The sequence below is a fragment of the Quadrisphaera granulorum genome (assembly GCF_003149145.1).
GTDB lineage: Bacteria > Actinomycetota > Actinomycetes > Actinomycetales > Quadrisphaeraceae > Quadrisphaera > Quadrisphaera granulorum.
The window spans coordinates 1-10,070 of the sequence record NZ_QGDQ01000052.1 but is presented as its reverse complement, the minus strand read 5'-3'; the positions used below and the strand labels follow the sequence as shown (position 1 = coordinate 10,070).

The 10,070-nt window shown below is 72.0% G+C and carries 12 protein-coding genes; 11 read left to right on the top strand and 1 reads right to left on the bottom strand.

Features of this window, described 5'->3' with window-relative positions:
- Positions 1-297: 297 nt before the first annotated feature.
- On the top strand, positions 298-564 hold the full coding sequence (locus BXY45_RS23640; RefSeq protein WP_170131693.1) for a hypothetical protein: 267 nt from the start codon (positions 298-300) through the stop codon (positions 562-564).
- Between the two features lie 217 nt (positions 565-781).
- Here the strand turns inward: BXY45_RS23640 and BXY45_RS22295 are convergent, their stop codons facing one another.
- On the bottom strand, positions 782-1,609 hold the full coding sequence (locus BXY45_RS22295) for an IclR family transcriptional regulator domain-containing protein (RefSeq protein WP_218566960.1): 828 nt from the start codon (positions 1,607-1,609) through the stop codon (positions 782-784).
- A 129-nt stretch (positions 1,610-1,738) separates the two neighbouring features.
- On the opposite strand from BXY45_RS22295, the gene BXY45_RS22290 reads away from it, so the two are divergent.
- From BXY45_RS22290 to BXY45_RS22245, 10 genes are all read left to right on the top strand, one after another.
- A complete protein-coding gene (locus BXY45_RS22290) occupies positions 1,739-2,311 on the top strand; it encodes a flavin reductase family protein (protein WP_109776734.1) in 573 nt (190 codons plus the stop codon).
- A gap of 109 nt (positions 2,312-2,420) precedes the next feature.
- Positions 2,421-4,016, top strand: a complete 1,596-nt coding sequence (locus tag BXY45_RS22285) for a 4-hydroxyphenylacetate 3-hydroxylase family protein (RefSeq protein ID WP_109776733.1) — start codon at positions 2,421-2,423, stop codon at positions 4,014-4,016.
- Between the two features lie 51 nt (positions 4,017-4,067).
- Positions 4,068-4,949, top strand: a complete 882-nt coding sequence (catA, locus tag BXY45_RS22280) for a catechol 1,2-dioxygenase (protein ID WP_109776732.1) — start codon at positions 4,068-4,070, stop codon at positions 4,947-4,949.
- Positions 4,950-5,016: 67 nt separating this feature from the next.
- Complete coding sequence (locus tag BXY45_RS22275) at positions 5,017-6,138, top strand: muconate/chloromuconate family cycloisomerase (RefSeq protein WP_109776731.1); 1,122 nt, start codon at positions 5,017-5,019, stop codon at positions 6,136-6,138.
- Positions 6,139-6,191: 53 nt separating this feature from the next.
- Positions 6,192-6,479, top strand: a complete 288-nt coding sequence (locus tag BXY45_RS22270; protein ID WP_211319850.1) for a muconolactone Delta-isomerase — start codon at positions 6,192-6,194, stop codon at positions 6,477-6,479.
- Positions 6,476-7,411 (top strand): adenylyltransferase/cytidyltransferase family protein, encoded by a 936-nt coding sequence (locus BXY45_RS22265; protein ID WP_109776729.1) that lies wholly within the window; start codon positions 6,476-6,478, stop codon positions 7,409-7,411. The genes BXY45_RS22270 and BXY45_RS22265 overlap by 4 nt, the downstream gene beginning before the upstream one ends.
- A complete protein-coding gene (pcaD, locus tag BXY45_RS22260; RefSeq protein WP_109776728.1) occupies positions 7,411-8,187 on the top strand; it encodes a 3-oxoadipate enol-lactonase in 777 nt (258 codons plus the stop codon). The genes BXY45_RS22265 and pcaD overlap by 1 nt, the downstream gene beginning before the upstream one ends.
- Positions 8,184-8,537, top strand: a complete 354-nt coding sequence (locus BXY45_RS22255; RefSeq protein ID WP_109776727.1) for an aromatic-ring hydroxylase C-terminal domain-containing protein — start codon at positions 8,184-8,186, stop codon at positions 8,535-8,537. The genes pcaD and BXY45_RS22255 overlap by 4 nt, the downstream gene beginning before the upstream one ends.
- On the top strand, positions 8,534-9,670 hold the full coding sequence (locus BXY45_RS22250; protein ID WP_109776726.1) for a maleylacetate reductase: 1,137 nt from the start codon (positions 8,534-8,536) through the stop codon (positions 9,668-9,670). Before BXY45_RS22255 ends, BXY45_RS22250 begins: the two co-directional genes overlap by 4 nt.
- On the top strand, positions 9,667-10,070 hold a 404-nt coding region (locus tag BXY45_RS22245; protein WP_245961973.1), incomplete at its 3' end, for a dioxygenase. The genes BXY45_RS22250 and BXY45_RS22245, both read left to right, overlap by 4 nt.

The following is a 10,070-nucleotide window of genomic DNA, read 5'->3' as shown; positions in this document are numbered from 1 at the left end:
CTGATCGTGGGGTGCTGGGACCGGTACCGCTGGGAGAACCGGCCTCGCTCCAAGCGCATCCGCGCAGCATGATCACACCTACTGGCGGACGTTCTAAGGACCGAGTCACTGGACAGGCTGGACGCCGAGCAGCTGGCGCAGGCCTTCGCCGAGCAGTACCTGTGGGTGCACGCTTCGTGGTCGCCGGTCCCGGCCGGAGCACCTCGGCGTGCGCTGGAATCGGTCGCCGCCGCGACAGTGGCGGAAGCGGACCGGGGGTGCAGCTCGGGAGTCTGGTGGAACGGTCGCCTCATCGCGATGGTGCTGGTCTTCCCGGCTGAGGTTGGGTGGGAGGTCGTCGCGGAGACGGTGGTGCGTGATGTCGCGGCGGCCGGCGTCCCGCCTCAGCTGACTGGGGTGGATGTGCTGCGCGGTGCCTTGGCTCGGACCATCGCTGAGGTCGCCGGTCGGGGCGGGGGCCTGCTCGAGCTGGACGGTCACGTGGACGACCCGCACCTGCAGTCTGCGCTCGACGGACTACCGCTTGCGCAGCTCCGACCGTTGCTGCTGGTGCAAGCCCCGTGAGTTGACACGGGCCGACCTGGCCCCGGTCAGCTTCGGGCTTGCGCACGATCTCTTGTCAAGGCGTCTCACCCAACGACCGCTGACCGGACGCCTCGGTGTACGTCCAACACCATGACGCTCGGGGTCGGCGTCCGTCGCAGAAGGGATCGCTGACCGGACAGGTGCGACCGTTACCGAACAGCGTCAGCGGCGACAGCCATGCTGCTGCTAACGCTGATCAGTAGAATCCCTCGTACGCCGTCGACCGACGGACGGGGCTGCGAAAGCCGAGCTCGGTGCTGATGCGATCGGCGGCCCGGAGGAGCAGCGGGACCGTCTCAAGGCGCATCACTTGCTCGCTGGCCCGTCCGCTGCTGGTAGAAGACGCCAGCGCCGCGACCACTGTGCCGGAGCGGTCGCGCACCGGAACGGCTCCGGAGAGCAAGCCGGGCTCCAGCTCACCGGAGACCACGGCATACCCCTGGGCGCGCACCTCGTGCAGGGCGTCGCGCAGAGCCACCGGGTCGGTGGTGGTCTGGGAGGTGAGCGCCCGCGGGGGGTAGCGGGTCAGCACGTCGTCGACGACGTCGGCGGGGGCCCAGGCCAGCAGGACGCGCCCCATCGAGGTGGCGTGGGCAGGGACCCGAGTTCCCACCTGCACGTTGATGCTCATGATCCGGCGGACGGGAACACGGGCGACATAGGCGACCTCGCCCCCGTCGAGCACGGCGAGCGAGGACGACTCGCCGGTCTGCTCGGCGATCGCCAGCAGGTGCGGCTGGGCGACGGCGATGAGGGCGTGCGACTCGGTGTAGTGCTGGCCGATGAGCAGCACGCGCGGTGTCAGCGACCAGCGACCGCCGTGCGCCGTGACGTAGCCGAGGCGCTCGAGGGTGATGAGGAAGCGGCGCACGGCGGGACGGGAGTAGCCAGTGAGCTGCGCGAGCTCGGCGAGCGTCGGGTCCGGGTGCTCTGCGTCGAAGGCAAGCAGCAGGGCGAGGCCGCGCTCCAGGGACTGGACGTGGTCGCGGTCGCTCCCCTCGCCGCCAGTCTCGGTCCGCACCACGCACCCAGCCTCCCAGCCCCAGGCCCTGCCGGTCATCAGAGGGGGTTGACGGCGCTGATCCGACGTGTGCAAACTCGGCTGCACGCACAGCGTGCATGTTGTACGCATAGCGTGCAGGGAGATGCAACGATGCTAGCTCCAGACCTCCTCCGTGACGCCTTCAACAGCTTCGCCAGTGGTGTCACGGTGGTCACCTGCGCCCGCGAGGACGGTGCTCCGCACGGTGCGACCATCAGCGCCTTCACGGCCGTGTCGACCGAGCCGGCCCTGTGCCAGGTGACACTGACCCGCACCGCCAAGGTCTGCGCCCACCTGGACGGTCAGCCGTTCGCGGTGAACGTCCTGGCGGCCGACCAGCTGCGGACGGCCCTGCACTTCGCAGGGCGCCCCCGCGACCCCGAGCCCGAGTGGGCCCAGGGGTCGGTGGCACCTGTCCTCACCGGGTGCGCCGCCACCATCTCCTGCCTGCCGTGGCGCACCTACGACGGCGGTGACCACGTCATCGTCATCGGCGAGGTGGTCGACGCCGTCGTCACCGGCGCGGCGCCGCTGGTCTACCACGGCGGGCGCTTCCGCGAGCTGAGCGCCCAGCTCAGCGACGGGCACTGGCAAGGCTCCATGGACTCACCCGAACTGGGCTGGTTCGACGCCAGCACCACCTTCACCCGGCTGCGCCCGCACCAGCAGCGCGCGGCCTCCTAGTCGCACCCCGGCTGACCGCGCCCATCCACCCGGCCGTCCAGCCCCCCCAGGTCACCGGCCGACCAGCCGGCAGAGCAGGTCACTCACCTCCGACGACGAAGGGACCACCATGACCCTGCAGGAGAACCCCACGCCCACCACCGCGGAGGGCGACGCCGACGCCGCCCCGACGCAGCGCCCCATGACCGGTGACGAGTACATCGAGAGTCTCCGGGACGACCGCGAGGTGTGGATCTACGGGGAGCGCGTCAAGGACGTGACCACCCACCCCGCCTTCCGCAACCCGGTGCGGATGACCGCGCGCCTCTACGACGCCGTCCATGCGCCCGAGACCCACGACATGCTCACCGTGCCCACCGACACCGGCAACGGCGGGTACACCCACCCCTTCTTCCGCAGTCCCCACAGCGTGGACGACCTGCTGGCGGACCGCCGCGCCATCGAGGGATGGGCGCGGATGTCCTACGGCTGGATGGGCCGCAGCCCCGACTACAAGGCCAGCTTCCTGGGCACCCTCGGCGCCAACGGCGACTTCTACGCGCCGTTCGAGGACAACGCCAAGCGCTGGTACAAGGAGTCCCAGGAGAAGCTCCTGTACTGGAACCACGCCATCATCAACCCTCCGGTCGACCGCAACATGAGCCCCGACGAGGTCGGCGACGTCTTCATGAAGGTGGAGAAGGAGACCGACGCAGGGCTGGTCGTCTCCGGCGCCAAGGTGGTGGCCACCGGCTCGGCGATCACCAACTACAACTTCATCGCCCACTACGGCCTGCCCATCAAGAAGAAGGAGTTCGCCCTCATCTGCACGGTGCCGATGGACGCACCGGGCGTGAAGCTCATCTGCCGCCCCTCCTACACCCAGCAGGCGGCGGTCATGGGGAGCCCCTTCGACTACCCCCTGTCCAGCCGCATGGACGAGAACGACACGATCTTCGTCTTCGACAAGGTGCTCGTGCCGTGGGAAAACGTCTTCCTCTACGGCGACATCGAGAAGATCAACGGGTTCTTCCCCGTGTCCGGCTTCATCCCGCGCTTCACCTTCCACGGCTGCATCCGCCTGGCCACGAAGATCGACTTCATTGCGGGCCTACTGCTCAAGGCCCTCGAGATCACCGGTAGCAAGGACTTCCGCGGCGTGCAGACCCGCGTCGGGGAGGTCATCGGCTGGCGCAACACCTTCTACGCCCTCGCCGACGCCATGGCGCGCAACCCCGACGAGTGGACCAACGGTGCCCTGCTGCCCAAGCTCGACTACGGGCTGGCGTACCGCATGCTCATGATCCAGGCCTACCCGCGGATCAAGGAGATCATCGAGTCCGACGTCGCCAGCGGCCTGATCTACCTCAACTCCCACTCCATCGACTTCAAGACCCCCGAGGTGCGGCCCTACCTGGACAAGTACGTCCGCGGCTCCAACGGCTACGACGCCGTTGACAGGGTCAAGGTCATGAAGGCCCTGTGGGACGCCGTCGGCACGGAGTTCGGCGGTCGACACGAGCTGTACGAGCGCAACTACTCCGGCAACCACGAGAACGTCAAGGCCGAGCTGCTCTTCTCCGCCCAGGCGCAGGGCACCACCGCGGCGATGACCGGCCTGGCGGAGGCCTGTCTGGCCGAGTACGACCTCGACGGCTGGACCGTCCCGGACCTCATCGGCAACGACGACGTGTCGATCTTCACCGGCCGGGGCCGCGGGCGCTGACCGCGCGACGTTCCGTTCCCACCCACACCCCAGATCACTGCAGGAGCAGACATGAGCACCTTGGACAGGACCGACGAGGAGATCGACACCCTCACCAACACCGCCGCCGCCGCTTCGGGAGCGTCGGCCAGCGCCTCCTTCCGCACCAACGAGGTCTACAGCGGCGCCGCCGCGGGAAGCTCGACCGAGCGGGTCGACGCCGTCGCCCGGGCCCTCCTCAAGGCCGTGCACCGCGTCATCGACGAGCACGAGGTGACCTACCCCGAGTTCCAGGCCGCCAAGAAGTGGCTCATGGACGTCGGCGAGGTCGGCGAGTGGCCGCTGTTCCTCGACGTCTTCGTCGAGCACGCGGTGGAGGAGGTGGCATCCCGCTCCCAGCACGGCAGCAAGGGCACCATCCTCGGCCCGTACTACCTGCCGGGGCAGGTGCAGCTGACGAGCCCGGCCACCTTGCCCGCCCGCCCCGACGAGGTGGGCACCCCCCTGGTGTTCACCGGCCGCGTCACCGACCTCGACGGCTCCCCGCTGACCGGCGCCACGCTGGACATCTGGCACGCCGACTCCGACGGGCTCTACTCCGGGTTCGCCCCGGGCCTGCCCGAGGGCAACCTCCGCGGCGTGGTCACCGCGGACGCCGAGGGTCGGTTCGAGATCCGCACCATCCAGCCCGCGCCGTACCAGATCCCCACGGACGGGCCGACGGGCGCGCTCACCCGCGCGGCCGGCTGGAGCCCGTGGCGCCCGGCGCACCTGCACCTCCTGGTCAGCGCACCGGGCCACCGCACCATCACCACCCAGCTGTACTTCGCCGGCGGCGAGCACCTCGAGGACGACGTCGCCGAGGCGACCAAGCCCGAGCTGGTGCTCGACCCCGTCGAGAACGCCTCCGGCGAGCGCGTGGCGGAGTACGACTTCGCCCTCGAGCGCGACTGATCCCCTGCACCCCGGGGCGGTCCACCACACGGTGGGCCGCCCCGGGGCCCTCCCCGAGGAGCCCCCCGTGCACGACCTGACCATCGACAGGGTCCAGACCCGTCTGCTGGACGTCCCCCTGGTGCGGCCGCACCGCTTCGCCCGCACCGGCATGACGGCGCAGCCGATCATGCTGCTCACCATCTCCACCTCCGGGGGCGCCACCGGCACCGGCGAGGGCGTGGTCCCCGGTGGCCCCTGGTGGGGCGGGGAGTCGGTCGAGACCATGCAGCTGGTCGTCGAGCGCTACCTGGCGCCCGTCCTCCTGGGCCGCAGGGCCGACGACATCGAGAACCTCCAGCGGGACCTCGGCGACGTCGTGGCCGGCAACCTGTTCGCCAAAGCAGCCGTCGAGGTGGCGCTGCACGACGCCTGGGCCCGCGCCCTCGGCGTGCCGGTGCACACCCTGCTGGGCGGCCTGGCTCGCACCAGCGTCCCGGTGACCTGGGCCCTGGGCACCGAGCCCGCCGGGGAGGTGGTCGACGAGGCCCTCGCCAAGCTGGACGGCGGAGGGCACACCAGCTTCAAGCTCAAGATGGGAGCGCAAGAGCCGGCGGCGGACGTCGCACGGGTGGTCGAGGTGGCCGAGAAGCTGCGCGACAGCGCCGGCGTGCGCGTGGACCTCAACGCACGCTGGGACCTCGCGACCTCCCTGCGGTGGCTGCCGGCGCTGGCCGACGCCGGCGTCGAGCTCGTCGAGCAGCCCGTGCCGGCCGCCGAGGTCGACTGGCTCCGGCAGATCAGCGCCGCCCTGCGGATCCCGGTGATGGCCGACGAGTCCCTGCGCACTCCCTCGGACGCCTTCCGCCTGGCGAGCTCCGGCGCGGCCGGGGTCTTCAGCGTCAAGACCACCAAGTCCGGGGGGCTGCGCCGCAGCGCCGAGATCACCGCTATCGGAGCCGCTGCCGGAGTGCCCTGCCACGCCGGCACCTCGATCGAGGGACCCGTCGGCACCGCGGCCACCCTCCACCTGGCGTGCGCAGCCCCGGGCATGACGTGGGGCAGCGAGCTCTTCGGTCCGCTGCTCATGACCGAGCAGCTGGCCGTCGAGCCGCTGCGCTACGCCGACGGCCACCTGCACCTGCCCGACGGCCCCGGGCTCGGTGTGGACCTCGACCCCGCCATCGTCGAGCGGCTGACACGCCGCTGACCCTCGACGGGCCACTGCCCCGTCGCTGACCACCTGACCCACCGGAGGCCGCTGTGCTATTCCACGTGCGCATGGACGTCGCCGTCCCCCCGGACCTCGACCCCGAGGTGCGAGCGGACCTTCTGGCGCGGGAGAAGGCCCGCGCCCTGGAGCTGCAGCGCGCGGGGACGTGGGTGCACCTGTGGCGCGTCGTCGGCCACTACTCCAACGTCTCGGTCTTCGAGGTGCCGGACGGCACGGCCCTGCACGACCTGCTGTGGTCCCTGCCGCTGTTCCCCTACATGACCATCGAGGTGACGGCCCTGACCGCGCACCCCTCCGCCCTGTCCGAGAACCCGTGAGCGCCGCCACCCTCTCCGCAGCAGCCGACCCGCTGCCGGTGCACGCGCCGTCGCGGGTGTGGTGGGGCCTGGAGCAGGTGCCGGCGCGTCCGGGGCCGAGCGTGGTGGCGATGGGCGTCTTCGACGGCGTGCACCGGGGGCACGCTGCGGTCGTCGCCGAGGCCGCGCGGCTGGCCGGCAGCCGGGGCGTGCGCTCGGTGGTGGTCACCTTCGACCCGCACCCCGCAGTGGTGCTCGGGCGGCGCCCGGAGCCTGATGCCCTAGTCTCGGTGCGGCGCCGGACCGAGCTGCTCCTGCAGGCAGGCGCTCACGACGTCCTCGTCCTGCCCTTCACCCACGCGCTGGCAGCCGAGCCCGCCGAGGCCTTCGCCGAGCGCGTCCTGCGCGCAGCCCTCGACTGCCGCGCCGTGGTGGTCGGTGCCGGCTACCGCTTCGGAGCCGGCGGCCGGGGAGACACCGCCACCCTGCAGCGGACCCTCGGTCCCGACGCCACCGTCGTCGCGGTCGCTCCGGTCCGCCGAGAGGACGAGCGGTGCTCCTCCACGCTCGCCCGAGCACTGGCCGCTCAGGGGCACGTGCAGGCCCTGCAGGAGCTGCTGGGCCGGCCACACCGGGTCGAGGTGGCCGTCCGACGAGGTGACCGGCTCGTGGCAGACGAGGGCGGACCGCGCCGCGGAACCGGCGTGCACCTCGACCCCCTCGACGCCGGCGCGGCCCGGCTGGCGCCGGGGCGCTACCGCGCCCGGGTCCTGCCCCTGGGCTGCGACGTGGGCCCGGTCCTCGACGTCGACGTCCTTCCCTCGGGTGCCGGCCCCGCGCTGCGGGTGCTGACGGGCAGCGCGTGGGTGCTCGCCCAGCGCGGACCGCTCGCCGTGGACCTGCTGGACCGCCTCGACGGGGCGACCGGCCCCGGTGGCCGGCGGGACACCTGATGCACGTCGTGGTGGACGGGCCCACCGACGGCCCTCTGGTGGTGCTCGGCCCGTCCCTGGGCACCGACCTCGGCCTGTGGGACCCTCAGGCCGCAGCTCTCGCTGACGAGCACCGGGTGCTGCGCTTCGACCTCCCGGGCCACGGGCGCAGTCCCGTCCCGCGCGGCCCGGTCACGATCGCCAGCATCGCGGCCGACGTCCTCGCCGCTGTCGACGAGCTGGGCGTCCACCGCTTCAGCTACGCAGGTGTCTCCATTGGAGGTGCCATCGGGCTGCAGCTGGCGCTGGACGCCCCCGACCGCGTGGACCGGCTCGTCGTGCTGGCCTCGGCGGCCCGCTTCCCCGACCCGGCGTCCTGGCCGCTCCGAGCCGCCAGGGTGCGCTCACAGGGGACCGAGTTCCTCGTCGACTCGCGTACCGGCGCCTGGTTCACCCCCGACTTCGCCGCGCGCCACCCCGGCGAGGCCGAGCGGCTCCTGGCGATGCTGCGAGCGACAACCCCGGAGGGCTACGCGGCCTGCGCCGAGGCCGTAGGGCTCCACGACGTCCGAGACAGACTGCCAGCCATCACCGCAGCAACCCTGGTTGTCGCTGGCGGAGAGGACCCGGTGACCCCTGTGCCGCTGGTCCGGGAGATCGCCACAGGCATCGACCATGCGCGTTTCGAGGTGGTCAGCGGTGTCTCGCACCTTGTGAACGCTGAGCTTCCCGACGTCGTCTCGGGCCTCCTGCGCGAGCACCTGCGCGTCGCGTCGATGAGACGGAGACCGACGTGAGCTCCGCGTTCGTGCGAGGTCGCTCAACAAGGCCCGGTGACCGGTCTCGGCCACCGGGTGCGCTGCTCCGACCGCACGGCTCCCACCCCGAGCAGAGCCGCCGTGACGGGCTGTCTCACGCAGCCCGTCCCAAGCCGACGAGATGCGCGACCATCAAGCTGCGCGCGAGTGTCGTCGGTTCGGAACAGGCCGTCACCGACCTCTACGACGACTGGACCCAGCTGCAGGAGGACGGCGTGTGGCTCGTGCGCCCCGACAAGATCGTCACCTGGCGGTCGAACCACCTCCTGGAGGACCCGGCCGCCGCCCTCGAGGGCGCGCTGCGCCAGGTGCTGAGCCGCGGCGCATGAGCGGCGCCCAGTCCGACGTCCCTTCCCCCGGGCTCACGTCGTTCGACCACACCTCGCTGGGCCAGCGGGTCCTCTTCGGCTCCCACCGGGCCGCGGAGAACATCGCCCGCGCGGTGACCGACCTCGGGGCCCAGCGCGTGCTGGTCGTCGCCGGGCGGTCGTCGGCGCTGGTGGCGGGAGACGTTACCCGCGCGCTGCCCGTCGTCGCGAGCATCGACGAGGTGGCCCAGCACGTGCCCGCCGAGCGCGCCGCCGCGGCGGTGGAGGTGGCCGAGAGCAGCGGGGCGGACCTCGTGGTGACCATCGGCGGCGGATCGGCCACCGGCCTCGGCAAGGCCGTGGCCCTGCACACCGGGCTGCCGCTGGTGGCCATCCCCACCACGTTCGCGGGCTCGGAGGCCACCGACGTGTGGGGCATCACCACCGACGGGGTCAAGAAGACCGGCTCCGACCCGCGCGTGCTGCCGCGCGCCGTCGTCTACGACGCCGCCCTCACGCTCGGGCTGCCGCGCGGCTCCGTGGCGGTGTCCAGCCTGAACGCGGTGGCGCACGGCGTCGACGGGCTGTGGGCGCCCCGGGCCGACCCCATCAACCGAGCGTTGAGCACCGAGGGCCTGCGGACGCTCGTGCCCGCGCTGCAGCGCCTTGCCCAGGCCGGCTCGCAAGACGACGACGAGGCCGGCGGACAGCTGGCGCTGCGCGAGCAGCTGCTCCACGGAGCGCACCTGACGGCCGTGGCGTTCGCGTCCGCGGGCTCGGGCCTGCACCACAAGGTCTGCCACGTGCTGGGTGGTGCCTTCGGGCTGCCCCACGCGGAGATGCACGCGATCGTGCTCCCCCACGTCACGGCCTTCAACGCTCCTGCCGCGCCTGACGCCGCGGCGCGCCTCGCCGAGCTGTTCGACGGCGTCCCCGCCGCCACCGGTCTGCGGCAGCTGCTCGCCGACCTCGGCGGTCCGCAGGCATTGCGCGACGTCGGGCTGACCGAGCGCGACCTGCGGCGCGCCGCGGAGCTGGTGCTTCCGAACGTGCCCCCGAGCAACCCCCGCCCGGTCGACGTCGACGCGCTGGAAGCCCTGCTGCGCGCGGCGTGGGCGGGCGACCCCGTCACCGAGGAAGGAGCCGACCGGTGAGTCCGTCGGTGAGTCCGTCAGCGAGCCCAGCAGAGGTGTCCGACGAGCAGCGGGCGCGCGAGGAGGAGCTGGTCGAGCTCGTCGTCGCGTCCTTCGACGGCGCCCCCGACGAGCGCCTGCGCCACCTGCTCCAGGCGCTGGTGCGCCACCTGCACGCCTTCGTGCGCGACGTGCGGCTCACCGAGGCGGAGTGGGGCGCGGCCATCGCCTTCCTCACGCGGGTGGGCCACACAACCAGCGAGAACCGCCAGGAGTTCGTGCTGCTCAGCGACGTGCTGGGCCTGTCGATGCAGACCGTGGCCGTTAGAACGTCCGCCAGTAGGTGTGATCATGCTGCGCGGATGCGCTTGGAGCGAGGCCGGTTCTCCCAGCGGTACCGGTCCCAGCACCCCACGATCAG